This is a genomic window from Tenacibaculum sp., from assembly GCF_050290165.1.
Lineage (GTDB): Bacteria > Bacteroidota > Bacteroidia > Flavobacteriales > Flavobacteriaceae > Polaribacter.
Genome location: NZ_JBNKHD010000004.1, coordinates 164,308 through 191,024 on the forward strand (window position 1 = coordinate 164,308; position 26,717 = coordinate 191,024).

Annotated in this window: 18 protein-coding genes and 1 tRNA gene; 7 read left to right on the plus strand and 12 right to left on the minus strand. The window is 33.3% G+C overall.

What is annotated here, in order from left to right:
- Positions 1 to 105 precede the first annotated feature (105 nt).
- Entirely contained in the window at positions 106 to 1,494 is a 1,389-nt protein-coding gene (locus tag ACQY6M_RS05855; protein ID WP_428741343.1) for a dipeptidase, read from the minus strand.
- A 101-nt stretch (positions 1,495 to 1,595) separates the two neighbouring features.
- Between ACQY6M_RS05855 and ACQY6M_RS05860 the strand changes: the two genes are divergently transcribed.
- Positions 1,596 to 1,677: transfer RNA gene (locus ACQY6M_RS05860), tRNA-Leu, on the plus strand.
- Between the two features lie 170 nt (positions 1,678 to 1,847).
- Here the strand turns inward: ACQY6M_RS05860 and ACQY6M_RS05865 are convergent.
- From ACQY6M_RS05865 to ACQY6M_RS05915, 11 genes are all read right to left on the minus strand, one after another.
- The gene (locus ACQY6M_RS05865; protein ID WP_428741342.1) at positions 1,848 to 2,774 is read right to left on the minus strand and encodes a ribose-phosphate pyrophosphokinase; all 927 of its coding nucleotides are present in this window, start codon (positions 2,772 to 2,774) and stop codon (positions 1,848 to 1,850) included.
- Entirely contained in the window at positions 2,759 to 3,514 is a 756-nt protein-coding gene (locus tag ACQY6M_RS05870) for an SDR family oxidoreductase (RefSeq protein WP_428741341.1), read from the minus strand. Before ACQY6M_RS05870 ends, ACQY6M_RS05865 begins: the two co-directional genes overlap by 16 nt.
- A 6-nt stretch (positions 3,515 to 3,520) precedes the next feature.
- The gene (ppsA, locus tag ACQY6M_RS05875) at positions 3,521 to 5,932 is read right to left on the minus strand and encodes a phosphoenolpyruvate synthase (RefSeq protein ID WP_428741340.1); all 2,412 of its coding nucleotides are present in this window, start codon (positions 5,930 to 5,932) and stop codon (positions 3,521 to 3,523) included.
- Positions 5,933 to 5,936: 4 nt separating this feature from the next.
- Positions 5,937 to 7,460, minus strand: coding sequence for a thymidine phosphorylase family protein (locus ACQY6M_RS05880; RefSeq protein WP_428741339.1), 1,524 nt, complete (start codon positions 7,458 to 7,460; stop codon positions 5,937 to 5,939).
- Positions 7,461 to 7,785: 325 nt separating this feature from the next.
- Positions 7,786 to 8,631 carry a universal stress protein gene (locus ACQY6M_RS05885; protein ID WP_428741338.1) on the minus strand — a complete coding sequence of 282 codons (846 nt, stop codon included), beginning with the start codon at positions 8,629 to 8,631 and terminating at the stop codon, positions 7,786 to 7,788.
- Positions 8,632 to 8,813: 182 nt separating this feature from the next.
- Positions 8,814 to 9,080, minus strand: coding sequence for a DUF5676 family membrane protein (locus tag ACQY6M_RS05890; protein WP_428741337.1), 267 nt, complete (start codon positions 9,078 to 9,080; stop codon positions 8,814 to 8,816).
- 53 nt (positions 9,081 to 9,133) lie between these two features.
- Positions 9,134 to 9,313: an SHOCT domain-containing protein gene (locus ACQY6M_RS05895; RefSeq protein ID WP_428741336.1), complete on the minus strand. Its 180-nt coding sequence runs from the start codon at positions 9,311 to 9,313 to the stop codon at positions 9,134 to 9,136.
- A gap of 47 nt (positions 9,314 to 9,360) precedes the next feature.
- Positions 9,361 to 9,693 carry a hypothetical protein gene (locus ACQY6M_RS05900; protein ID WP_428744929.1) on the minus strand — a complete coding sequence of 111 codons (333 nt, stop codon included), beginning with the start codon at positions 9,691 to 9,693 and terminating at the stop codon, positions 9,361 to 9,363.
- A gap of 737 nt (positions 9,694 to 10,430) precedes the next feature.
- Complete coding sequence (locus ACQY6M_RS05905; RefSeq protein WP_428741334.1) at positions 10,431 to 11,354, minus strand: hypothetical protein; 924 nt, start codon at positions 11,352 to 11,354, stop codon at positions 10,431 to 10,433.
- A gap of 389 nt (positions 11,355 to 11,743) precedes the next feature.
- Positions 11,744 to 12,196: a hypothetical protein gene (locus ACQY6M_RS05910; protein WP_428741333.1), complete on the minus strand. Its 453-nt coding sequence runs from the start codon at positions 12,194 to 12,196 to the stop codon at positions 11,744 to 11,746.
- A gap of 361 nt (positions 12,197 to 12,557) precedes the next feature.
- A complete protein-coding gene (locus tag ACQY6M_RS05915) occupies positions 12,558 to 13,061 on the minus strand; it encodes a DinB family protein (protein WP_428741332.1) in 504 nt (167 codons plus the stop codon).
- Between the two features lie 282 nt (positions 13,062 to 13,343).
- Between ACQY6M_RS05915 and ACQY6M_RS05920 the strand changes: the two genes are divergently transcribed.
- The 6 genes from ACQY6M_RS05920 (at position 13,344) to ACQY6M_RS05945 (ending at position 26,716) form a co-directional block, all read left to right on the plus strand.
- Positions 13,344 to 13,835: a GbsR/MarR family transcriptional regulator gene (locus ACQY6M_RS05920; RefSeq protein ID WP_428741331.1), complete on the plus strand. Its 492-nt coding sequence runs from the start codon at positions 13,344 to 13,346 to the stop codon at positions 13,833 to 13,835.
- Between the two features lie 10 nt (positions 13,836 to 13,845).
- Positions 13,846 to 14,979 carry an efflux RND transporter periplasmic adaptor subunit gene (locus ACQY6M_RS05925; RefSeq protein ID WP_428741330.1) on the plus strand — a complete coding sequence of 378 codons (1,134 nt, stop codon included), beginning with the start codon at positions 13,846 to 13,848 and terminating at the stop codon, positions 14,977 to 14,979.
- 13 nt (positions 14,980 to 14,992) lie between these two features.
- The gene (locus ACQY6M_RS05930) at positions 14,993 to 18,133 is read left to right on the plus strand and encodes an efflux RND transporter permease subunit (protein ID WP_428741329.1); all 3,141 of its coding nucleotides are present in this window, start codon (positions 14,993 to 14,995) and stop codon (positions 18,131 to 18,133) included.
- 2 nt (positions 18,134 to 18,135) lie between these two features.
- Positions 18,136 to 19,536, plus strand: a complete 1,401-nt coding sequence (locus ACQY6M_RS05935; RefSeq protein ID WP_428741328.1) for an efflux transporter outer membrane subunit — start codon at positions 18,136 to 18,138, stop codon at positions 19,534 to 19,536.
- Between the two features lie 9 nt (positions 19,537 to 19,545).
- On the plus strand, positions 19,546 to 20,115 hold the full coding sequence (locus ACQY6M_RS05940; protein WP_428741327.1) for a TetR/AcrR family transcriptional regulator: 570 nt from the start codon (positions 19,546 to 19,548) through the stop codon (positions 20,113 to 20,115).
- Positions 20,116 to 20,566: 451 nt separating this feature from the next.
- Positions 20,567 to 26,716 carry a BspA family leucine-rich repeat surface protein gene (locus tag ACQY6M_RS05945; RefSeq protein WP_428741326.1) on the plus strand — a complete coding sequence of 2,050 codons (6,150 nt, stop codon included), beginning with the start codon at positions 20,567 to 20,569 and terminating at the stop codon, positions 26,714 to 26,716.
- Position 26,717 lies beyond the last annotated feature (1 nt).

Consider the following 26,717-nt stretch of genomic DNA (forward strand, 5'->3'; position numbering starts at 1 on the left):
GTAGAAATATTTTTTAATTCTACAAGTGTAGAGTGTAAAAATAATGCAAAAAAAATAGCCTAGAGGAAGTTTCTAGGCTATTTTATTGATGTTATTAAGAATGAATTATTTTGATAACTCCGTAAAATACTGATAGAAATACGGGATAGTTTCAATTCCTTTCAAGTAATTCCATACTCCAAAATGCTCGTTTGGTGAGTGAATAGCATCAGAATTTAATCCGAAGCCCATTAAGATAGTTTTACTCTTTAATTCTTGCTCAAACAAAGCTACAATAGGAATACTTCCTCCGCTTCGTTGTGGAATAGGCGTTACTCCAAATGTTTCTTGGTACGCTTTGCTAGCTGCTTGGTAACCAATATTATCTATAGGAGTTACATAACCTTGTCCTCCATGATGGGGTTTTACGACTACTTTAACCGATTTAGGAGCAATGCTCTCAAAATGTTTTTTGAACAACTCAGTAATTTCTTGCCATTCTTGTCCAGGTACTAAACGCATTGAAATTTTTGCATATGCTTTAGAAGCAATTACAGTTTTTGCGCCTTCACCAGTATACCCTCCCCAAATTCCATTTACATCTAAAGTAGGACGAATAGAGTTACGTTCGTTAGTAGTATAACCTGCCTCTCCATGAACATCATCAATATCTAAAGCTACTTTATAATCTTCTAAAGAAAATGGTGCTTTTGCCATTTCATCGCGCTCTTCACGAGATAATTCCTCTACTTTATCATAAAATCCTGGGATGGTAATATGATTGTTTTCATCGTGTAATGAAGCAATCATTTGCGTTAAGATGTTGATTGGATTTGCTACCGCACCTCCATATAAACCAGAGTGTAAGTCTCTATTAGGACCAGTAACTTCAACTTCTACATAACTTAAACCGCGTAAACCAGTGGTAATAGAAGGAATGTTGTTTGCAATCATTCCTGTATCTGAAATTAGAATTACATCATTAGCAAGTTTCTCTTTATTTCTAGGAACAAACCATGCTAAGCTTTCAGAACCTACTTCTTCTTCACCTTCAATCATGAATTTTACATTACAAGGCAAGTTTCCAGTATGTGTCATGTACTCTAATGCCTTTACGTGCATATACATTTGTCCTTTATCGTCACATGCACCACGTGCAAAAATGGCTCCTTCAGGATGAATGTCTGTTTTTTTGATAACAGGGTCGAATGGAGGAGAAGTCCATAAGTCGACAGGATCCGCTGGTTGCACATCGTAATGACCATATACCAATACTGTAGGTAAATTAGGATCTATTATTTTTTCTCCATAAACGATAGGATATCCTGGAGTTTCACAAATTTCTACTTTATCACAGCCTGCTTTTTCTAAACTTTCTTTTACAGCATCAGCAGTATTTAATACGTCTTGATTAAAGGCAGGGTCTGCACTTACTGATGGAATTTTTAATAAATCGATAAGCTCATTAATAAATCGATCTTTATGTTGAGCTATATAATCTGTTACGTTTTGCATGTGTTGTGTATTAATAAGTTTCAAAAATAATAAAAATTGTATACTTGTTCTTGGTAGTTTGTAAGTATTGTTTATATTTGCATCCACAATTTCAAAAGTACGCGGGCGTGGTGGAATTGGTAGACACGCTAGACTTAGGATCTAGTGCCGTGAGGTGTGAGAGTTCGAGTCTCTCCGCCCGTACTGATTTAAAAATGAAAGCTTTAGAAAAATCTAAAGCTTTTTTATGCACTTAATTTTAAAGAAGTACATAAAATTAAGAGTTCAAAACCATAGCAATTTTACGCTAAACTATTTGTTTTTAGTGGTTTGTGTTTTTATTTACTCTAAACATTAGATTTATAATTTTAATTTCAAAGCTCTTTATATCCTTGTACTAAAAGATCGGTAATTTCAATCTTGTTACTTTCGTGAAATATTGTGTCACAAGTAACAATGTTGGCTGTTCCTGCATCTTTAAGTCGTTGATAAGCATTATCTACAAATACTGCATGTATACCAATACAAACAGGATTTTGCATACCAACTCTTTTTAAATGGTTGACCGTTTCAATCATGGTTTGTGCGGTAGAAATAATGTCATCTATTAACACAGGTGTATGATTTTTGTATTCTTTTACTTGTGGTATAGATATTTCAACATTTTTATCACCATGCCTAATCTTTTCAAGGATTATGAATGGCGCCTCTGCATTTTTGGCAATTTCAGAGACCCATTGTTCACTTTCTCTGTCAGGTCCTACTAATACCGGGTTCTTAATGTTGTTTTGTATCCATAGAGAGATACGGTTTGCTGCGTGAATAACTTTACTGGGGATGGTATAGATTTCTGATAATGAGCTTCTGCGATGTAAATGAGGGTCGACTGTAATCAATGAATCTGCAAATTGAGAGATTAATGCTCCAAAATGTTTTGAAGTGACTGATTCTCCAGGATGAAAACGTTTATCCTGTCTCATATAGGATAAATAGGGGGCAATTAAACAAACCGATTCAGCCCTTAATTCTTTGACTGTCTTTGATAAAAAATACAAAGGCAATAATTTTTCATCGGGTTGATGAAGAGTACAAACCAACACAACTTTTTTGCCTTTTACATCCGACTTTATTTGAATATAAGTTTCTCCATCAGGAAATTGCCGAATAACGGTTTCTCCTATTTCAGCATTCATTTGTTGGGCTAAGTTCTCCGTTAGCGATTCATTTCCTGGTAAAGCAAAAAGTATGGTTTTAAAAATTTTCATATAAAATTTTAAACTAATTATTATTGTGCAGTCCAACCTCCATCAACAGTCATTGCATTTCCTGTTACAAAAGAGGCATCATCAGAACACAACCAAGTTGCAACTGCAGCAACTTCTTCTGGCTGCCCCATTCGTCCAATAGGTTCCATATTTTCAAATTGTTTTTCAACTTCTTTAACTTTTCCAGTAATTCGATCGACCATAGAAGTTTTGATAACCCCAGGACAAACGGCATTTACACGAATTCCTAACTTAGCATACTCTAATGCAGCAGTTTGTGTTAACCCAATTACTCCATGTTTACTTGCAACATAAGCAGGTAAACCTTGAAAACCAACTAATCCGGCTACAGAAGCCGTATTTACAATAGCTCCTTTACCTTGTTTTAGCATCTGTTGAATTTCATATTTCATACAAAGCCATATTCCTTTTAAATTAATATTTATAGTATGGTCCCAAATTTCTTCAATGCATTCATGAGTGACTGCGGAAAGCCCTTCTATTCCAGCATTATTAAAGGCATAATCAATAGTTCCAAAAACTTCTATTACTTTTTTAACCATTTCTTTTACTTCAACGTTCTTAGACACATCACATTTAATAAAAATGGCATCGCCTCCTAATGATTTAATCAAGTTAAGAGTTTCATTATCTTCTATATAATCAACAATTGCAACCTTGGCTCCTTTATTTGCAAATGCTATGGCTGTTGCTCTACCTATGCCAAAACTCCCACCTGTTACAATAGCGGTTTTATCTTTAAATATTTTTTCCATGATTCATTATGTTTTTTGTGTTGATTTATTTTCTGACTTACTTATGTTTTCTATCCCTTTTATCAAAGCATCTGGGCTGAATGAAATACTGTCGATACCACATTCAACTAAAAATTTGGCATATTCAGGATAATCGCTTGGTGCTTGTCCACACAGACCTATTTTTACTCCTGCTAAATTTGCCTTTTCAATGGCCATTCGAATCAGTTGCATTACAGCAGGATCAAAAGGATTAAAAATATGGCTGAGTAGAGCAGAGTCGCGGTCTGCACCTAATGTAAGTTGTGTAAGGTCGTTGGAACCGATGGAAAATCCATCAAAGTGTTTGGCAAATTCTTCAGCTAATATGACATTGCTTGGAATTTCAACCATCATGTATAGTTCTAGCTCATGTTTTCCTTGTTCTAGTCCATGCTCTTTCATTATTCCGCTTACTTTTTCGGCTTCTTCCACCGTGCGACAAAATGGAATCATAAGTTTTACATTGGTAAATCCCATTTCTTCACGTACCCATTTCATGGCTTTGCATTCCATTTCAAATCCTTCACGGTAAAGAGGATGATAATACCTTGAAGCACCTCTGAAACCTATCATCGGGTTTTCTTCATCCGGTTCAAATTGCTGCCCTCCAATCAAATTGGCATATTCATTCGATTTAAAATCGCTCATGCGAACAATAACATCTTTTGGATAAAAAGCTGCTGCGATGGTTGCAGTAGACTCTGCCAAGCGTTTTATAAAATAATCTTTTTTATCTGGATAGTTATGTGTCCATTTTTCTATCAATTCTTTTGTTTTTGGGTCGGTCAAGGATTCAAAATGATGTAAGGCCATTGGATGAATACCAATTGCATTATTAATGATGAATTCCATTCTCATTAACCCAACTCCATTGTTAGGAAGAAAGGAATATTTGAAAGCTTGTTCAGGATGCCCCAGGATAAACATTACCTGTGTTTTAGGCATTTTAATATTACTGATATCTGTTGTTTTTTCTTCCCAGTCCAGTTTACCTTCGTATACATAACCAGTGTCACCTTCTGCAGCTGAAACAGTAATCATTTGCCCATTTTTAATGGTAGTTGTAGCATTTCCAACTCCAACAATGGCTACTGTTCCTACTTCTCTAGCAACGATTGCTGCGTGAGAGGTTCTTCCTCCCTGATCGGTAATGATGGCTGCTGCTTTTTTCATTACGGGATCCCAGTCAGGATCGGTACGTTCGGTTACCAGTATTTCTCCATCCTGTAATTTTGATATTTCTGAAGCAGAATGAAGAATTCTTGCTTTTCCTGATGTGATACGGTTTCCTAATCCAACTCCCTTACAAAGTACTTTTCCTTTTTCTCGTAAAGAATATTGATAGAATAAATTTTTATTTTTACTGCTATGAACTGTCTCAGGTCTTGCCTGTACTATGTATAATTTTCCAGTTTCTCCGTCCTTGGCCCATTCAATGTCCATGTGTGTTTGGTAATGATCCTGAATTTTACATGCCCAATCTGCCAGTTGAATTATTTCATTATCTTCCAAGATAAACTGTTCTTGTTTTTCAATAGGTGTATCTGTATTAATGATAGCATCTTCGGGTTTTAAAATACCACTCTCGCTTTTTGTGGAATAGATCATGGTTTTCATTTTGCTTCCTAATTTATGGGAGATAATGGGCTGTTTAGTTTTATTTATAAAGGGTTTGAAAACCAGAAATTCGTCTGTATTTATATTTCCTTGAACCACATTTTCACCTAATCCCCATGCTCCAGAAACTAATACCACATCTTCAAAACCTGAATCAGGATCGAGGGTAAACATAACGCCAGAACTTGCTAGGTCGGAACGAACCATTATTTGCACACCAATGGACAAGGCTACTTTCATGTGGTCAAAACCATTGTCTGTGCGATATTTTATAGCTCTATCAGTAAAAAGAGAAGCATAACAACGTTGGCATGCGTGTATTAAATTTTCTTCTCCTTTTACATTTAAGTAGGTTTCCTGTTGTCCTGCAAAACTTGCATTGGGAAGGTCTTCTGCTGTGGCGCTGCTTCTTACAGCAAGAGAAGTATTTCCTGAACGATTACATAATTCCTTATAAGACTGAATGATTTCTTTTTTCAATTCATTAGGAAAAGGTACTTGTAATATTAATTTTCGCGCTTGAGTACCAATGTTTGATAGGTTATTGAATGTATGTGTATCCAATTGCGAAAGAATATCGGTTAACTGGGAATAGATATTATTGGAATTCAGAAAATACCAGTAGGCATTAGCTGTAACGGCAAACCCATCTGGAACAGTAATACCTTTTGCAGATAGTGTACTGTACATTTCGCCCAGAGAAGCATTTTTTCCACCAACTGTTGGAAGATCCTGCAGTCGAATTTCAGAAATTTTTTTAATCCATTCATTAGTATCCATATCTTCAAAATTTAGTGTCAAGTTCTATGGTAATAATATCTTTTTTTGTGCTATGATATTCCAATGCATATTCTAATTCACCTCTAGACTCTGCGTGAATAATATAGAGTACTTGTCCTTTTTCTATTTTAGTTCCAATAGGCGCTAAAAAATCTAATCCTGCAGTTTTATTGTTAGGAGCTCCAGCTAGTTTGGCAATTTTGGCCAATTTTCTGTTGTCCACCTTAATTACCGTTCCTGAATGTTCTGATTTAATTTCATGTTGATATTTTGCCAATTTAGGTTTTGAAAATCTACCTTGTGCTTTACAGATTGAGCAGAATTTATTGTATGCGTTACCAGATTCAAGAATTTCTCTAGCTTTGTTATTTCCGTCTCCGGATTCTACTTTTCCAGACAATTCGAGTAATTCTCCTGCAAGTAATAAAGCCCTTTCTTTTAAGTCTTGTGGTGCATCAGGTTTATTTTTTAATACAGAAAGGATGTCTCTTGCTTCTAGTGCAGGTCCAATACCTCTGCCTACTGGTTGAGTACCATCAGTAATTATAATTTTGATTTTGATACCAATAGCATGTGCTACTTTTTCCATTTCGTTTTTTAATTGGGTAGCGGCATCTATACTTCTCAGTTTGGCAGTTTCTCCTATAGGCATATCAATGATAACATGGTTAGATCCAGCTGCAACTTTTTTAGATAATACAGAAGCAATTAACTGACCTTCGCTATCAATATCCAAAGCTCTTTCTACCCTTATGAGAATGTCGTCAGCTGGACTTAAACGGGCAGTGTTTCCCCAAACAATACAGCCACCTTCTTTTCCTACCACTTTTTTAATTTCTTTGGCAGTAAGATTTACTTTTGTGATTACTTCCATAGTATCTGCTGTTCCAGCTGGAGAGGTAATAGCACGAGAAGAGGTTTTAGGCATGGTAAGTCCAAAGGCAGTTACAATAGCTACGACAATAGGTGTCGTTCTATTTCCAGGTAGCCCGCCTATACAATGCTTGTCTACTATCATTGATTTGCCCCATGTAATCTGTTTACCCGAATTGATCATGGCTTTTGTAAGTCCAATAATTTCTTTAGACTTCATTTTATATCCAGCGCAGGCTGTTAAAAAAGCTGACAGGTGTATAGTGGAATAGTTTCCTGCAACGATGTCTTTTATAATCTCTTGTAATTCTTTGTCTGTAAGGTCATTCCCATATATTTTGGAACGTATAGCTCTCAAAGAGTCTATTGGATGTAAATGGGAAACAGTAATTTTCTCTTCTTCTTTAATATTTAGGGCAAGAACTGCACTTTCTGAAAGACTGACCTCTCCCTGTTTTAAAATGTCGGTAGTAACTACATTTAGGCTGCCTACAATGGATTTGTTGTCGTTGGTAATACGAACGCGAGTTAAGGCTTCAAAACCCTCTGAAATACATACATGACAATCTTCTCGCATATAGACAAAGTGTTCATTTTGGGTGTGGATACCTAGACGTTTAAAGATCAACTCATTTTCTTTTTGGTGTTTTATCATTTTTTCAACCGATTTCTTTATTGAATTATAATCCAAGTTTATTTAATAGTTTAATTTCCTTAGGAAGGAATAACAACTAATTAAATTTCTATTCACTAATGAACGGACTCATAAAACTTAAAAAGATGAAGATAAGGGATTTTTAGCGCCTCCAGAATACCAAGAATACCACTCGCACTCTGTGTGTGATCAATAATATAATTATGAGTGTTATGGTATTGTGTTTTGTAATGTCCATGCTGTAAAGAGTTTTATTTTTATATCGATACAGTTTCTGATATGTCTATTCAATTTTTAATCTGTTTAGTCAATTTTTGCAATTATTTTATAGTTCATTCATTTCATTATATAAGTTTACGCTTAATATAGGAACGGATGCATGATTTACTAAACTTTCCGTAATACTTGGCGAAATCATTCTCATAAATCCTTTTTTGCCATGGGTAGTTAAAGCAATCATATCGGCTTTAATGCTTTTGGTAAATTTTTTAATACCTCTCTCTTCGTCTAGTGCATTAAATATGTTAATAGAGTAGGTGTCTTTTGGATATTTTTTCAGGAAATTTTCCATATTAGCTTGAATTTCATCTGTTTCTTTGAATAGGAAAGGCATATTCACATACAACAAGTGTATCTTAGCTTTTACAATGTCAGCAAAATTCTTTATTTGTAAGAATGGTTTGTGTACATCTTCTTCAAAGGTAGAAGCAAATACAATGTTTTTTATATCAATATTTTTGAGGTCATCTTTTACTACTAATACGGGAGCGTTAGAATAACGAACAACACGTTGTGTGTTGCTTCCGATAATAGATTTTATGCCATTAGCGCCATGAGAGCCCATCACTACAAAATCATGCTTGTACTGTTTAATATGCTTATGTATTTCTTCTCTCCCTTTGTCGAAGATGAGAAAGGATTTTGCTTTTAGGCCAAGTTTTTCGGCCCGGTTTTTTAATTTTTTTAGTTCGCTGTCAGCATATCCTATTTGTGCCTTGGTTTCAGGGTAGTTTTTCTCTTTTTCTAAAGGTAACTTTTCCCAATCTATGGGAGTCATTAGTAGGTGTAAGAAATGGATTTCTGCATTTGCTTTTTTAGCAATTTTCAAAGCGTAATCTTCTGCAGCTCTAGCACAATCTGAAAAATCGGTTGGTACTAATATGTTTTTCATGTTGTCTTATTTTAAGTGTTTGGTATTCATCTGAGATCACATGTCTGATTCATCAAAAAATGATTTTGTTTCGTTTTAATTTTTGATGAAATATGGTGTTGATACTGTTACTAAAAGAAACATCAAAAAGCTGTCTTTGCAGCCTTCTTTTAACCAATGTATTATAAGCGTTTAATTATAATCTACTTTACAAGTGTATTATAAATTGTCGCTATACAGGCTCCTATTAGCCAACCAAGAATAAATGTTTCCACAATACCTATGGCTGCCTCCCATAAAGGTACTTCTATTCTGATAATGGATGAAACATCTAAACCATGTAACAGGCTATTGAAGAATTTAACAATTCTAGCTTGTCCAATTATGAGCATTAATAAGATGCAACTGATATAAAGTATAACTCCAGTTAAACCCAAAGCTAATCCGAATTTTTTTACGTTAAGTTTCATGATTTTTGGGTTATTAATTTTATTAAATCGTTATCAAACTTTTTTGTAGACCACTATTTTTCCAATACTTTTTTTATTTGCTCGTATTCCTCTGTGGTAATCTCTCCATTAGCATATCTTCTTTTTAATATTTCTAGTGGAGATTCTTTCTTAGTGAATTGATTTGTAGTATTCAATTTAGGAACTAACAAAACAATCAATACGATTAACGGGATCCAAATAAGCCACATCATAACATACCCCAACTTGACCAATTCCAATCGTGCATAGTATTCTTTTTTTAATGCATATTTCCATGCATATGCATATTTTCTTGTTTTTTACCTTTCTTTATTTCCATCATAGTATTCATCATGTGTTTGTTTCCCATCATCATGTTGGTCATCCTTTTGCAGAATAAAGAGTCTTGCTCCATCATTTGCATCATATTACCCATCATCATATTAGACATGGTACTGTCTTGCTTCATCATATTCATCATCATTTGTTGTTTACCCATCATATGTTGCATCATATTTTGATTCTCCATTATCATTTTCATGGAGTGATCATTATCCATCATATGTTCCATCATGTTCATCATCATTTGATGATTATTACAGATGGCCACCATAATACTATCTTGCATTTTAGGATCTTTTAAAATTTCTTCAGCACTTTGTTTTTGTGCTTGTGAGCATCCCGAAAGGAATAAGGTGAGTGCCATTAGTAATAAATTAAGTTTTGTACTCATAATTGCTTGTTTTTATATTAATACTTTGGTTAATATGCAATACAAAGATATATACAGAACACATAAGGGAAAATGACATCCGTCATGTTATTTGTTTGTTTTTTAGAGTCTTAAGTGGGGTTTTAAATTGAATACAAGTGCTATTCTCGCTTTAGTTGAAGTATGAAAAGTATTTGAATAGGTATTGTTATGATACTTTTTTAATATTTAAATTGACAATCACTATGTAATCAAGTATTATCTAAATTGAGGTGATAATTAAGATGTTTATTTCCCATTATATTGTGCATCCACAACTTCAAAGTACGCGGGCGTGGTGGAATTGGTAGATATGCTAGATTTAGAATCTAATGCCTTGAAGTGTGAGATTTCGAGTCTCTCCGCTATACTAATTTAAAAAAAATAGCATCTTGATTATTAAATAGTTGATGTTTTTTTGTGAGTGCGCAATGTACTTTTTATTTTAACGATCTCGTTCGTAATAACCACCAATTGTTGATTTAAAGTTACTATTTTTTGTTTGGTGTTGATGTTAGCAATTCCTAGCGGATTTAGAGGGAGGCGGCTCTATTGTAATTACCGTTATGTGATGTTGAGACACATTCTGTTAGTTCGATTTATTCTTTGGTAGATACTTTATAATACTTGTTTGCAGTTTCCAAAATCACTAGATTTTCTAAATTCATAATATTATTTATAGGGTATGGAGATTTAAATTTTTTACTTTTCTCCTTTAAAATTAATTCATAGTAATATAAATCGCTAGAATTTACTCCAATCACAAAATGATTACTTCCTGTAAAATTGTAATCTAGTGTTACATGCTCAATAAGTGTTAATGGACTTTTGTTAAAATAATTACTTTTATCTAATTCAAAATTACTTGAAGAGCAGTCTTTAACACCTTTTAGTTTTGATTTAATAAAAGTGCCTTTATATAAATAATCACTATTTTCTACATATATATCTTTGTGTTTGTAATGAGCTATAGCAGTATTACTTTTATATAAGGTTGTTATACATACTAAACTATCTATAATTTCTTTTTTAAGAATTTCATATCTTTTTTTATCTAAGAAGTCATATAATCTTTGTCCTTCTAGCTTTTTACTTTTTATTTCAGGAGTATACTCTTTTTTTAAGCTTTCATAATCAATATGGCTCAAAGAATTTTTTTCTAAGTATTTTTTTTCAAACTTAGGAGGGAGGTATTTAAAAGCTTTTTCTGTTTTTCCATCAAAACCATAGATAGAGCTATTGGAAGTAATATGAATATGATTATTAGATAGAGCCAAGGAACGTACTAATCTTTTTGATTTTTTATCGTAAATCACAACTCTACTTTTAGGGGTAGAGTTGTCAGTTAAAAAAAATACATATGTATCCGTATCCCTGAAATATTTTGGAATGGGTTCTATTTCTTCAAAAATAAAATCTCCTTTCATATTTGGATCAAAAACGACCATTTCGGGATATTTATCTTCTTCTGTTTTACATGAAAAAAAAATAAAAGGTATTATAAATAATAAGTATCTAGTCATATTTTTGATTTTAAAAAGCATAGTTTATTGGAATTTGTTCATATGCTTATTCTACTAAGAAGAAAATTAAGCGTAACTTTTACTTTTTATAAAAAATAGATATACAGATATATAGGGCTGCTCATAGACAATTTATACGATTTCTTTTCTCGTTAAAGAAACAATTTTTTTCTAAAATAGAAAAGAGAATCTGCTAATTTAATAATTAAGTGAAGTAATATATTTTCATCCACAATTTGAAAGTAAATGGTATGGTGGAATTGATAGATATGCTAGATATAGAATCGAATGCCTTGAAGTGTGAGAGTTCTAGTCTCTCCGCCGGTACTGATTAAAAAAAACGTTTTAGAATTTTCTAAAACGTTTTTTTATGCCAAATTTTTATGTTTTTATTTCTTTTTTCCTTTGCCTTTTCCATTGCTTTGTCCTTTTCCTTTAGACTTGCCCTTCTTGGAATTAGCATTGTTCTTTAACTGGTGGAACGCCGCAGATCCAGGCTTGATTCCTAATTGTTTTGCTATATAACCCCAGCCTTTATTTTTATGAGTTTTATAAATGATAATTACGTCATCTATCGGTTTTCTTGATAATTTACATATCTCCAGAGCCAAATAGATTTCCCCTGCCTTCATACCTATACTTCCTTGCATGTATCCAATTTTCTTCTCGGAAACATTATAGGAAACGCTCAAATTAGTTTTAAAAGCTCCAAAGTTTAGGTTAGCATCGGCGTTAATAACATTCAAATCAGAATCTAATTGAACACTTCCTGTGTTAAAGGAAATTTGAGCAGAGACTGAATACGTAAAAAATAATAAAAGGATAATAAGTAAGTTTTTCATGTTTGGGGATTTAATTAATTGAAACATTTATGACAAAAAGTGTACTATAAAGTACACAGAATGGTATTAATAACCCCGTTTATTGTTTTTTATTGTTATGTAGAAATACTAATTTAAAACTTAGGGTCTAGTGCCATGAGGTATGAGAGTTCGAGTCTCTCCACTTGTACAAATAAAAAATTTAAAGCCTTAATTTGTAAATGGTTAATATTTTTTTAGAATTACAAAGTAATTTTGATTTTAACGGTTTACGGACTTATATAGTGGAGATTTTATATAAATGTTTCTCTGAGATATATTGGCTCACATAATGTAAAACAGCTATTGGCTGTTGCTATACTTTGTCTGTTTACATTTTGATTTACCTTACACTAAGTTTTTTTGCTTGACTTACCCATTTTGGAGCGTTGTTAATTGTTTGTCTTAGTACTAAGTTAAGCTGAGCCAAATGATGCTGAATATGTCTTATATTATAAAACAAAACTTCAAGTAAGGAGAAGTTTTTGTTCTCGTTAACCCAACGGTCGTTGAGTTTTTCTATAGTCAATCCCGAAATAAGTTTATTTGCTTTTTGTCGGCAATGTTCTAAGTAATCAAGCAACTCTGTCTTGTTATATGCTCGGTCGGGCTTTTTACCTGTTAGGTCAAATTCAGAAAGTGTAAATGGAGTAGGTGGTTCAAATTTACTCGGTTCGGTTGTTAGGTAATAGTCTGTCCAAAAAATACTATGATAAGATGTATACCAAAAATTTAATGATGTGTCCCAATGTTTGTCAGGACACATAGTAATTGCATTTTCAAGCATATCGAGACATGCCCCGAATTGGTTCCAAATTGCTTCTTTTATTGATATTGAGTTATCCATATTCTCTTTATTTATTGTCGATATGTTTGGTTGTAAGTAGTGTAGCTAACTTGTTTATATGTATGCTCTTAATACATTTATACTATTTCTTCCCTCGTTAAAGAAACAATTTTTCTTTAAAATAAAAAAATTGATTAACTGTTTAACAACGAACATTTTTTTAATTAAAAAAGGAATGTAATTCTCGCTTTTTTGATTTAACAAGTGTTTAACAAATGTTTAACTTCGTTTAGTTCGGTTTGTTCCGAACTATATTTAATTTTGCATTGAAATTTAATGTAGATGAATAGTTTGAATCGAAAAAAATGTGAGTTGGTAGAAAAACTAGGGGTTTTTCTTGAAAATAGAGATGGTCTGGCACCTGTAGCAGCTAGAATTTTATCGTATATAATTTTAACAGGGAAGCAGGGAACAACTTTTGAGGATTTAGTTACCAATCTTTGTGCAAGTAAAAGTACCATTTCTACTCATCTGTGTCACTTACAAAATCTGAAAAAAATAAATTACTTCACAAAAATAGGAGATAGAAAAAGATACTTCATAATCAATCGAGATACTATGGTGCAAGATATAAGTGCCATGATTGATGGATGGGAAGAGCAAAAACAATTGCATGTTGAAATTATGGGATACAAAGCTAAAGTAAATGAAAGCTTAAGTGAAGAAGATAAATTTGATTTTCACTATCACGAAAGTTTTATACAGTTCCTTAATGGAGCGATAGAGTCAATAAGTAAATTAAAAGAAACCATCATAGAACAAAATAAATACTAATTAAATAAGAATGAAAAGAATAACAAAATATACAAGTATAGTAGCATTGGTTGTTATAACAGGCTTTTTTGCAAGTTGTAATAAAAAGCAACCTCAGGCAGCAAAACAAGCTCCTCCAGCTACTTTTCCAGTTACAAAAATACAGCAGCAAAGCGTAACAGGATATACGGAATATCCAACAACTTTAGAAGGGATTGTAAATAGTGATGTTAGAGCCAAAGTATCTGGATATATTCAAAAGGTATTAGTTGATGAAGGACAAAAAGTACGCAAAGGACAAGTGTTATTTAAATTAGAAACTCAGTCTTTAAGTCAAGATGCAGGAGCAGTAAAAGCTCGTGTAGAAGTAGCACAAGTTGAGGTAGATAAACTAATTCCTTTAGTAGAAAAGAATATTATTAGCCCAGTGCAGTTGGAAACAGCGAAAGCAAATTTAGCTCAAGCCAAAGCAAATTATAGTAGTGTTGTTGCTAGTATAGGATATGCAACTATTAAGAGTCCAGTAAATGGTTATGTTGGAGCTATTAATTTTAGAGAAGGAACTTTGATAAGTCCTAACGATCCAAAACCATTAACTACCGTAAGCGACATAAGTAAGGTGTATGCTTTTTTTAGTTTGAATGAAACACAGTATTTAGACTTTTTACAGAATGCTGAAGGAAAGAATTTAGAAGAAAAACTTTCTAATTTCCAAGAGGTGAATTTGATTTTAGCAAATGGATCTGTATATGCTGAAAAAGGAAAAATACAAACAAGTACCGGACAGGTGAATCAAAATACAGGAACTGTAAGTTTAAGAGCGATTTTTAAGAATCCTAACCATCTTTTAACAAATGGAAATAGTGGTAAAATCCAAATTCCTACGATATACGAAAATGCGATTGTGATTCCGCAAGAAGCAACCTATGAGCAACAAGGAAAAATAATGCTTTATAAATTAGGTGAAGGTAATAAGGTAGTAAACACAATTGTGAAAGTTAAATCTGCTATAAACAATTTATATGTTTTAGAATCAGGTGTAAACGCTAATGATAAAATTGTTACTACGGGTGTAGGTAAATTAAGAAACGGTATGGAAATCACCCCTAAAGAAGTTTCTTATGTTGAAGCTACAAAACCTATCACAGCATTATTTAAAAACTAGAAACTTATAAACTATGTTAAAAACATTTATTGAAAGACCCGTTCTTTCAACAGTTATTTCTATTATCATAGTAATGCTAGGTATTATTAGTATTACTAGCTTGCCTATAGAAGAATATCCTGATATAGCACCCCCAACCATTAAAGTGCTAGCAACGTATCCAGGAGCCAATGCAGAAACGGTTTTAGAAAGTGTAATTATTCCTATTGAAGAGCAAATTAATGGGGTGGAAGGAATGACTTACATCACTTCTACAGCATCAAATAATGGTACAGCAGATATTACCGTGTATTTTGATCAGAGTATTAATGCAGATATCGCAGCTGTAAACGTACAAAACCGTGTAGCAAGAGCAAACCCATTATTACCACAAGAGGTAAAGCAAACAGGGGTTACCACACAAAAGCAAGAAACAAGTGCACTAATGTTCTTGTCTATGTATACAGATAGCGAAGAATACGATGCAACTTTTATTCAAAACTACTTAAAAATCAATGTAATTCCTGCGTTACAACGTGTAAAAGGGGTAGGTGATGTAAGTGTATTCTCTCAACAAGATTACGCTATGCGTATTTGGTTAAAACCAGAAAAACTAGCAGCTTACAACTTAATACCTTCAGATATCACTGCGGTATTAAAAGAACAAAACTTAGAAGCAGCAGCGGGTGCTTTAGGAGAAAATAGTGGAGAATCATTTTCATATGTATTAACCTATAGCGGACGTTTTAAAGAAACAAAACAATATGGAGATATTGTAATTAAAGCATTAGGAAATGGTGAGTTTTTACGCTTAAATGATGTAGCCGCTATAGAGCTTGACGCTCAATCGTACTCTTCAAATGCTGAAAGTTTAGGGCATCATGCCGTGTTTATGGGGATTTTTCAAACTAAGGGATCAAATGCTCAGGAAATTATAGAGAATGTAAAAACCACATTAAATAGTATAGAAAAAGACTTGCCAGAAGGATTACATATTTTTATACCATACGATACCAGTTTATTCTTAAATGCTTCGATAGATAAGGTGGTAAATACTTTAATAGAAGCCTTTTTATTGGTGTTTTTAGTAGTGTTTATCTTCTTGCAAGATTTTCGATCTACTCTAATTCCTGCTATTGCAGTTCCAGTATCAATTATTGGTACGTTCTTCTTTTTAAATGTCTTTGGTTACTCAATTAACTTATTAACCTTATTTGCATTAGTATTAGCTATTGGTATTGTGGTTGATGATGCCATTGTAGTGGTTGAAGCTGTGCATGCTAAGATGGATGATGGAGAAAAGAAGCCTAAGAGTGCAACTTTAAAAGCAATGAGTGAAATATCCGGAGCTATTGTGTCTATTACTTTAGTAATGTCTGCAGTGTTTATTCCAGTAACTTTTATTTCAGGACCAACAGGAGTGTTTTATGAACAGTTTGGAGTAACGTTAATCATTGCTATTTTAATTTCCGCAGTAAACGCCTTAACCTTAAGTCCAGCATTATGTGCGTTATTATTAAAAGAACATAAACATGATGAAGAATTAAAAGGGAAAAATCCGTTACAACGTTTTTACACGGTTTTTAATCGTGGATTTAATGCAACGGTTTCCAAATATGGAAAATCTTTAGAGTTTTTATACAAAAGAAAATGGGTGTCTGCATTGTTATTAGTAATTGCAGGACTAGGGATTTTCTGGGCATCAAATACTACTCCTACAGGATTTGTGCCTAATGAAGATAGAGGAATTGTTTTTGTAAATATAGAGTTGCCAGCGGGTGCATCACTTGATAGAACAGATGCAGTTACTAAAGATTTATATGCTAAAACAGAAAATATGGAAGGAGTTGTAGGGCTTTCTTTTGTAAAAGGTAGAAGTTTAATTAGTGGTGCAGGGAGTAACTACGCTATAGGATTCTTAAAACTAAAAGATTGGAGCGAACGTAAAGATCCTTCATTATCTTCTCAAGCAATCATTGGTAAACTATTTGGTATTGCTTCAAAAATACCAGAAGCAAATATTATTTTCTTTTCACCACCAAGTATTAGAGGATTTGGTAACTCAGCTGGTTTTGAAGTAAACTTACTGGATAAGTTTGGAGGTGAGTTTACAGATTTAGATAAAGCCAATCAAGAATTCTGTATGGCACTAATGAAGCATCCAGAAATTAGATATGCACAATCTGCTTTCAATACAAAATATCCTCAATATGAAATGGAAGTAAATGTACCATTAGCAAAGGAAAAAGGAGTTCCTGTTAATAGCATTTTCTCAACACTTCAAGGATATATTGGTGGGGTGTATGCTTCTGATTTTTCAAGATTTGGTAAGCAGTTCAGAGTATATATTCAATCATTACCTGAAGACAGAGCTAAGGTTGATGATTTAAATAGTATGTATGTTAGAACGGATTCAGGTGAGATGACACCAATTACACAGTTTGTAAGTTTGAAGCGTGTGTATGGACCACAATCGGTTACACGTTTTAACTTATTCAACTCAACAAAAATTTCAGGAGCAACAAATCCAGGGTTTAGTACAGGAGATGCTATTAGAGTTATTGAAGAAGAGGTGGCAAAATTACCAAGTAATTATACCGTAGCTTATTCAGGGTTAACACGTGAAGAGGTAAATGCAGGGGATCAAACAACTTTCGTTTTTATCTTGAGTATTTTGTTTGTTTACTTTTTATTAAGTGCGCAATACGAAAGTTATCTGTTACCATTTGCTGTAGTATTATCGTTGCCATTTGGAATTTTTGGAGCTTATATAAGCACAAAATTCTTAGGCTTAGAAAACAACATCTATTTCCAAATTGCACTAATCATGTTGGTAGGTTTATTAGCCAAAAATGCGATTTTGATAGTGGAGTTTGCGCTTCAGCGTAGAAAAAATGGAGAAGGTTTAGTTGATGCAGCTATTCATGGAGCCAAAGCACGTTTGCGTCCAATTTTAATGACCTCATTCGCCTTTATTTTAGGGTTAATGCCATTAGTATTGGCTAAAGGAGTAGGAGCAGAAGGAAATAATTCTATTGGAACAGGAGCAGCAGGAGGTATGTTGATAGGAACTGTTTTAGGAGTATTTGTGATTCCTATTTTATTTATCCTTTTCCAATGGCTACAAGAAAAAGTATCGAGTAAACCAGTGGTTGTTGAAATAAAAGAAGATTAATTATGAAAGCTATTATAAATAAAACATTGGTTGTAGTCGTTATGGCTACAACCTTACAAAGTTGTTTCGTTGCTAAAGATTATACACGTCCAGAGTTAAAAGAAACAGAACATTTGTATCGTACCGATAACTTGCCAAAAGATAGTTTGTCTATGGCAGATGTATCGTGGAAAGATATGTTTGAAGATGTTCACTTAAAAATGTATATCGAAGAAGGACTTCAAAATAACTTAGATATTCGTGTAGCATTACAACAAATGGCGGCTGCAGAAGCTTATATGAAACAAGGAAAGGCGGGTTATTTTCCTACTTTAAGTGCGAATGCAAAAGTTACACATCAAGAGTTGTCAAAAAATAGTCAGTTTGGATCTTTTTTTAACGGTTCTATAGATCAGTATGAATTAACAGGAAGCCTTTCTTGGGAAGCGGATATTTGGGGAAAGATTAGAAGCAATAAACGTGCAGGAAAAGCTGGTTACTTACAAAGTGTAGCTGCCCATCAAGCGGTAAAAACTCAATTAGTTTCGGCAATAGCATCAACCTATTATCAATTGATGGCTTTAGATGCTCAGTTAGAAATTACAGATAAAACGATAGCCACTAGAGAGAGTAGTGTTAGTACGATTCAAGAGTTGAAAAACGCGGGGCAAGTTACACAAGTAGCAGTGGATCAAAATATAGCTCAATACAATAAAGCAAGAGCATTAAAAGTAGATTTAGAAGCAGCGATTTTTAAAACCGAAAACACATTGAATTTACTTTTAGGTAGAACTTCAGTGGTGATTGAAAGAAGCAAACTTGAAGAACAAGAGCTTTCAGCAGATATCAAGTTAGGGGTTCCAGTAGCATTGTTGAGTAATAGACCCGATGTTATGACTGCTGAATATGGCTTAATCAAAGCTTTTGAAATGACGAATGTAGCCAAAAGTAATTTTTATCCGTCTTTAACACTAACAGCTAATGGTGGTTTTCAGAGTTTAGAGTTAGATGAACTTTTAAGTGCCAATTCGTTATTTGCAAATATTATTGGAGGATTAACACAACCAATTTTTAATCAGAGAAAGATAAGAACGCAGCACGAAGTTGCAAAAGCACAACAAGAACAAGCCTTGTTGAATTTTAAAAAGACCTTATTAACTGCAGGAAATGAAGTTTCGAATGCTCTCTTTGATTACAATGCAGAAACAAAGAAGTTTGAATACAGGAAAAATGAAGTAGAAGCTTTACGTAGAGCAGAGTTAAACTCTGAGGAGTTACTTAAAAATGGATATGCTAACTATTTAGATTTGTTAACCGCTAGAGAAAGTGCCTTAAATGCTGAGTTAAATGTGATTGATAATAAGTTAAATCAGTTGTTAAGTGTAGTAAACTTATACGAAGCTTTAGGTGGAGGTTGGAAATAAGTAACTCTTATGAGTAATAGAAAAAAACTTATAGAGGTAGCCAAAGAAAAGTTTATAATGTTTGGCAGTAAGCATACAACGATGGATGAAATCGCTGAACTACTGGGGATTTCAAAAAAAACTATATATGCTTGCTTTTCATCTAAAGAAGAATTGATCATAGAAAGTATTAAACAGCTAATAAACGAGTTTAAAATTGATGTAGCTCCTATTTTTAATTCTGATAAGACACCATTAAATAAGGTAATAGCAATATATGAAGTCATTTTTGTGTATGTAGCTAAGTTTAAACCTTCATTTATTTTTGGTTTGAAAAAATATTATCCGAATGCGTTTGATGCTTATAAAATGGAAACTGAGAATATTGTATCCAATGACATAATGATGTTATTAAACGAAGCGAAAGAAAAAGGAGAGATTAGAGCGGATGTAGATTTAGAACTCTTCAGTAAGTTGTATTTGAATGGTTTGGAAAGCCGTTTATTTGACGCTGATAACTTATTTGATACTTACCCAAAAGAAGTATTGTTGGAGTATATGATTGTAAATAATTTAAACTCTTTAAAACCTATTAAGTAAATACACAAATTTTTGTGGTTTTTGATAAGAAGTGTCCTGTAGTATGTTTATCATATTTACAAGACACTTTTTATTTTGAAAAAAAGCGATTAAGAAAAAGAAAAGTATCACTGAGTAGCTGTCATTTATCAGAAGTATTTTCGTTTGAATTTGATGATTTTTGTTACCAACTGACACTGAATAAAAAAAACAAATAAAATAGGTTCCACTCTTTGGAATGATACTTCTATGACAACAAACAATTGTATTTTGCGCCCTATTATTTATCATATAAGCAGCATTGTTATATAGAATTTAACTATTGTATAGTGAAGCGTAAAGTGAGTTGATAGGATAATCAAACAAGTACTTATAATCATTACTTAATGATTGGGTAGTTTCACTTCATATGCTATGTTGCAAAATTTAGATGATTAGTTAAGACGAAGTTTAAAAAAATAGATTAAAAAGAATGAGAAAATTTATATGTAAATTTTTAAAAAATAGTTTTGCAGCACTTTTTTTTATTTTAAGTAGTCAATTGTTTTCGCAGTCGTTCACTTCTTTATGGAATACTGCAAATATTAGTACAGGATCTTCAGGTGCCAATGAAATAAAAATTCCAACCAATTCAGCTTATACTTATTCTTATACTATTGATTGGGGTGATGGGAATATAGATTCAAATGTAACAGGAGATATTATACATACCTATGCTACACAAGGAACTTATACAGTTAAAATAGACGGTACGTTTCCTGCGATTTATTTTAACAATACAGGAGACGTTAACAAAATTATCGAAATTTTGTCTTGGGGTACTATTCAATGGCAAAGTATGGAGAATGCATTTTACGGATGTAAAAACCTAAATTTTGATGCTATTACTCCACCAGATTTAAGTCAAGTTACTAGCTTACGAAATGCATTTAGAGATTGTTCATTATTTAATGGTATTATGAATGATTGGGATATAAGTACCATAACTGATATTTCAGGGTTGTTTGTGAATTGCGTAATTTTTAATAGACCTTTAGATCAGTGGGACACATCTAATGTAACAGATATGTCTAACACTTTTAACAATGCAAAAATCTTCAATGAACCATTAGATAACTGGAATACATCAGCGGTAACCACATTAGAAAACTTTTTATATGGAGCTCGTAAATTCAACCAAAATATTAATAACTGGAATGTGGCTAGTGTTGTTAATATGGAAGGTGCTTTTTATTACACTAGTGTTTATAACCAGCCAATGAATAATTGGAATGTTGGTAATGTTACCAACATGGATAACACATTTAAGGACTCTAACTTTAATAATCCAATAGATAATTGGAATGTAAGTAGTGTTACAACAATGGTGGGAATGTTTAGCGAATCTAAATTCAACCAACCTTTAAATAGTTGGAATGTTAGTAATGTTACTGATATGTCCAAGTTATTTTTTAGAAACAGAACCTTTAATCAACCTCTAAACAATTGGGATGTAAGTAATGTTACAAATATGTCAGGTATGTTTGATGGATGGGCATGGGGAGCGGTTTTTAATCAACCGATAGGTAACTGGGATGTAAGCAATGTTACTGATATGAATCATATGTTTCGAGATAACTCTGGTTTTAACCAGCCTATAAGTAATTGGGATGTAAGTAATGTTACTAATATGTCAGGGATGTTTGAAGGTACGACTGTTTTTAATAAGGATATTAGCTCGTGGAACATTAGTAAGGTTACTAATATGGAAAGTATGTTTAAAAGAACGGAAGCTTTTAATCAGCCTTTAAATGTTTGGGATGTAAGCAATATTACTAATATGCGTAACATGTTCCAACGAGCAGAAGCTTTTAATCAACCTTTGAATACTTGGGATGTAAGCAATATTACTGATTTTCAGTATATGTTTGATGGGGCTACATCTTTTAATCAAGATATAAGTGTTTGGAAAACAGCAAATGTTAAAAACATGTCTTATATGTTTAATCAGGCTACCTCATTTAATCAGAATATAGGATCCTGGAACATATCTAATGTGACAAGTATGACAAATATGTTGTCGAATAGTGGTATTTCTCAAGAAAATTATGATAACATTCTTATAGCTTGGGATGCACAAACAGTTCAAAACAATGTTAATCTAGGAGCTACGAACCTTAATTATTGTGATGCCTTAAACCAGAGACAAAGTTTAATAGATGATAATGGATGGATTATAACAGGAGATATTGTAAACTGTTCTTATGTATTGTGTACTCAAATAACTATGCCGCAAGCGGGAGATACTCAAGTCCCTGCAAATAGTGATATTCGTTGGGACCCAGCACCTAATGCTACAGGGTATAGAATTAGTGTAAGAAGAGAAAATGGAGCCACTTCTCAAGTTATATATAATAATGAAGATGTAGGAAATGTAGTGGGTGTACACTTTATCAATGAATTTATAGCAGGAGATGTCGTATATGTAACGGTTGTTCCCTATAATGATGAAGGGCCAGCTACAGGATGTCAAGAAATTAGTTTTACAGTAATAGAAAGTTGGGTAAATAATCCAAATGCATTTAAGCTTACTTACGATACAAGTATACAGTCGTCACTTACCACCCCAACCAACCAATTAAAAATACAAACAAATAGAGGTTATCCAGAATATCTTACTTATGACTATTCTATAGATTGGGGAGATGGACAGTACAACCATAATGTTACAGGAGATATTACGCATACATATCTTACTCCAGGTATTTATACAGTGAGTATTATAGGTACTTTTCCTTCTCCTAGACATAAAATCGTAGGAGATTCTTACAAGTTACTATCTATAGACCAATGGGGAACCCAAGTTTGGGAAAGTATGTACGAGGCTTTTTCAAGCTGTATAAATATGGAGTACAATGCTACGGATATTCCTAACCTTAGCAAGGTAATGAATATGGAAAGAATGTTTAACTCATGTAGAAAATTTAATGGAAACATAAATAATTGGGATGTAGGTAATGTAACCAACATGCGTAGTATGTTTGGAGGGGCTTCAATTTATAACCAACCACTTAATAATTGGAATGTAGGTAATGTAACCAATATGAGTAGTATGTTTGGAGGAGCTTCAATTTATGATCAACCACTTAATAATTGGGATGTAAGTAATGTTACAGATATGGGGTACATGTTTAGTAGTGCATCAAAATTTAATCAAAACATTGGAAATTGGAACACAGGAAATGTTTCAAATATGGGAGGAATGTTTTATAGTGCAGCTGTATTTAATCAGAATCTTAATAGTTGGAATGTAACCAATGTAACTAACATGAGTAGCATGTTTGAAAGAGCGGTGATGTTTAACCAACCTCTTAGTAATTGGGATGTAAGCAGTGTTACAGATATGTCCGAAATGTTTCTGAGTTGTATTGACTTTAACCAGTCTTTAATTTCTTGGGATGTATCTAAGGTTACCAATATGGAAAGCATGTTTAATAGTGCTAGTGCTTTTAATCAAAATATAAATAGTTGGAATGTTACCAACGTAACTAACATGAGTTTAATGTTTTATAATGCTCAAAAGTTTAACCAACCGTTAAATTCTTGGGATGTAAACTCAGTAGTTAACATGTCTGGTATGTTCCAAAGAGCAAAAGTATTTAATCAACCATTAGGTAGTTGGAATGTAAGTGCAGTTGCTAACATGGGAAAAATGTTTCAAGATGCTATTGCTTTCAATCAATCATTAAATTCTTGGGATGTAAGCTCCGTGACATTAATGCCTTCAATGTTTGAAAACGCTATTGCTTTTAATAATCCATTGGGAAGTTGGAATGTTTTTGTAGTTACAAACTTTGAAGCAATGTTTAAAAATGCAGAAATATTCAACCAACCTTTAACGAATTGGGATACTGGTGAAGCACAAACAATGGCTGAAATGTTTTATGGAGCGTCTGCATTTAACCAAGATATCAATAATTGGAATGTTTCATTTGTTACTACTATGCAAGAAATGTTTCGACAAGCAACATCTTTTAATCAGTCTCTAGACTCTTGGAATGTTGCATCTGTAACTACTATGCAAGGAATGTTCCAAGAAGCAAAGGCTTTTAATGGAGCTATAGCTAGTTGGAATATCAGAAAAGTAACTACAACACAAGATATGTTTAACGGGGCAGTAAACTTCAATCAGCCTATTAATAATTGGAGACCAACTGCAGTAACTAGCATGGATAGAATGTTTCAAGGAGCAAGTTCCTTTAATCAGGCTTTGGATCAATGGTTATTAAATACTGTATCGATGAACGCTATGTTTAATAATGCTATAGCTTTTAATCAAGATTTAGGAAACTGGAATGTTAGTGGTGTAACTGACATGCAAAACATGTTAGATAATACAGCTCTTACTAGAGTAAATTACGACAATACGCTTATTGCATGGTCTGAACAAACCTTAACTCTTGGAATAAATTTAGGAGCAAATACACTTCCATATTGTGATGCTGTAGAAGAAAGGCAATCAATGATTGATAATTTTGGATGGTCTTTTACTGGAGATGTGTTAGATTGCCCTATTCCAGAGTGTACACAATTGATAGCTCCTTTTAATGGAGAAACGGATGTGCCTGTAAATACCAACTTAACATGGGAATCTGTTTTGTATGCGCGTGAATATGTTTTATCAATTAGAATTGAACCTTCTGGAACCATAATAAATGAAACTATTGTAAATGCTACCACTTATGAGTTTCCATCAGATTTTTCAGGAGGTGAAACAGTTTATGTTACTATAGTACCTTCAAATGAAAATGGAGATGCAGTAGGACCTTGTGTAGAAGAAAGCTTTACTGTGTCAACAGCTCCATCAACAGTACCAAATTGTACCAATTTAACTTTACCACTTGCTGGTGATACAGAAATATCTGTAAGTACAGATTTAGAATGGAATGTTATAAGTAATGCAGATGGATATAGACTTACAGTAGGAACTACTTCTGGAGGAGTAGATATTCTTAATAATATTGATGTTGGTACTAGTACAACATATGACTTACCTGTAGATTTACCAGAAGACACCGATATTTTTGTAACTATAACTCCTTATAACGACGAAGGAGAAGCAATAAGCTGTGGAGAGGAGTCTTTTAAAGCAGAGTTTATTCCAGTACCACCTACTTGTACAAGTTTAGTGAACCCTATAAATGGTTCAACTAATGTTCCGTTAAATACTGATATTTCTTGGAATGCAATTGCAGAAGCTACAGGATATTTAGTAAGTGTAGGAATTACTCAAGGAGGAATAGAAGTAGTGAATAGTATTGATGTAGGAAATAGTACTTCTTATAGTTTTAGTCAAAACCTACAAGAGAATAGAAAACATTATGTTCGTATAATTCCATACAATAATGTAGGAGATGCAATAGGTTGTGTAGAGGAAAGTTTTACTACTGGAGGAACAATTGTAACCGCACCGAATTGTACAACAATCACAGTTCCAACCAATGGAGCAACTGATGTAAGTGTTAGCACAGGAATTAGTTGGGATGCGGTAGCAGATGCAGATGGATATTACCTATCAATCGGAACTACTTCAGGAGGAACAGATATCGTGAATAATGAAGTAGTAACAAATACAAGTTACACCCCATTAAATGCATTGCCAGAAACAACTACAATATACGTATCGGTAACTCCATACAACTCTGCAGGAAATGCTACGGGGTGTTCGGAAATTAGTTTTACTACAGAAACATTACCAACCGCGCCGAATTGTACAACAATCACAGTTCCAACCATTGGAGCAACGAATGTTAGTGTTAGCACAGGAATTAGTTGGAACGCAGTGACCGATGCAGATGGATATTACCTATCAATCGGAACTACTTCAGGAGGAACAGATATCGTAAACAATGAAGTAGTAACAGGTACAAGTTACACCTCATCAAGCGCATTACCAGAAACAACTACAATATACGTATCGGTAACTCCTTACAATTCCGTAGGAAGTGCTAGCGGATGTTCAAAAATTAGTTTCATTACAGAAACATTACCAACCGCGCCGAATTGTACAACAATCACAGTTCCGACCAACGGAGCAACTAATGTAAGTGTTAATACCGGAATAAGTTGGAACGCAGTGACCGATGCAGATGGATATTATCTTTCAATCGGAACTACTTCAGGAGGAACAGATATCGTGAATAATGAAGTAGTAGCAGGTACAAGTTACACTCTAGCAAATACATTACCAGAAACAACAACAATATACGTATCGGTAACTCCTTACAATTCCGTAGGAAGTGCTAGCGGATGTTCAGAAATTAGTTTTAGAACTGAAGTAGGCTTAATAGGGGAAACCAAATACGGTTTTTCTCCGAATGGTGATGGAGTGAATGATTTTTGGGAGATAAAAGGAATAGAAGAGTATCAAGACAACATAGTAACTATTTTTAATAGATGGGGAGATATGGTGTTTCAGATAAAAGGATACGATAACCAGTTTAATGTTTTTAGAGGTGTTGCTAATAAAATGACAAGTATGGGAGGTGATGAATTACCAGCAGGAACATATTTTTTTAATATAAAAATTTCAAAAGAAGAAAAATCAACAGAAGCAAAAGGCTTTTTAGTTTTAAAAAGATAGA

What these genes read in the sequence shown, in the direction of transcription:
- ACQY6M_RS05855 (WP_428741343.1), bottom strand. Translation starts at nt 1,494, where the DNA reads ATGCAAAACGTAACAGATTATATAGCTCAACATAAAGATCGATTTATT.
- ACQY6M_RS05870 (WP_428741341.1), bottom strand. Translation starts at nt 3,514, where the DNA reads ATGGAAAAAATATTTAAAGATAAAACCGCTATTGTAACAGGTGGGAGT.
- ppsA (WP_428741340.1), bottom strand. Translation starts at nt 5,932, where the DNA reads ATGGATACTAATGAATGGATTAAAAAAATTTCTGAAATTCGACTGCAG.
- ACQY6M_RS05880 (WP_428741339.1), bottom strand. Translation starts at nt 7,460, where the DNA reads ATGATAAAACACCAAAAAGAAAATGAGTTGATCTTTAAACGTCTAGGT.
- ACQY6M_RS05885 (WP_428741338.1), bottom strand. Translation starts at nt 8,631, where the DNA reads ATGAAAAACATATTAGTACCAACCGATTTTTCAGATTGTGCTAGAGCT.
- ACQY6M_RS05890 (WP_428741337.1), bottom strand. Translation starts at nt 9,080, where the DNA reads ATGAAACTTAACGTAAAAAAATTCGGATTAGCTTTGGGTTTAACTGGA.
- ACQY6M_RS05895 (WP_428741336.1), bottom strand. Translation starts at nt 9,313, where the DNA reads ATGATGTGGCTTATTTGGATCCCGTTAATCGTATTGATTGTTTTGTTA.
- ACQY6M_RS05900 (WP_428744929.1), bottom strand. Translation starts at nt 9,693, where the DNA reads ATGGTGGCCATCTGTAATAATCATCAAATGATGATGAACATGATGGAA.
- ACQY6M_RS05905 (WP_428741334.1), bottom strand. Translation starts at nt 11,354, where the DNA reads ATGACTAGATACTTATTATTTATAATACCTTTTATTTTTTTTTCATGT.
- ACQY6M_RS05910 (WP_428741333.1), bottom strand. Translation starts at nt 12,196, where the DNA reads ATGAAAAACTTACTTATTATCCTTTTATTATTTTTTACGTATTCAGTC.
- ACQY6M_RS05915 (WP_428741332.1), bottom strand. Translation starts at nt 13,061, where the DNA reads ATGGATAACTCAATATCAATAAAAGAAGCAATTTGGAACCAATTCGGG.
- ACQY6M_RS05920 (WP_428741331.1), top strand. Translation starts at nt 13,344, where the DNA reads ATGAATAGTTTGAATCGAAAAAAATGTGAGTTGGTAGAAAAACTAGGG.
- ACQY6M_RS05925 (WP_428741330.1), top strand. Translation starts at nt 13,846, where the DNA reads ATGAAAAGAATAACAAAATATACAAGTATAGTAGCATTGGTTGTTATA.
- ACQY6M_RS05930 (WP_428741329.1), top strand. Translation starts at nt 14,993, where the DNA reads ATGTTAAAAACATTTATTGAAAGACCCGTTCTTTCAACAGTTATTTCT.
- ACQY6M_RS05935 (WP_428741328.1), top strand. Translation starts at nt 18,136, where the DNA reads ATGAAAGCTATTATAAATAAAACATTGGTTGTAGTCGTTATGGCTACA.
- ACQY6M_RS05940 (WP_428741327.1), top strand. Translation starts at nt 19,546, where the DNA reads ATGAGTAATAGAAAAAAACTTATAGAGGTAGCCAAAGAAAAGTTTATA.
- ACQY6M_RS05945 (WP_428741326.1), top strand. Translation starts at nt 20,567, where the DNA reads ATGAGAAAATTTATATGTAAATTTTTAAAAAATAGTTTTGCAGCACTT.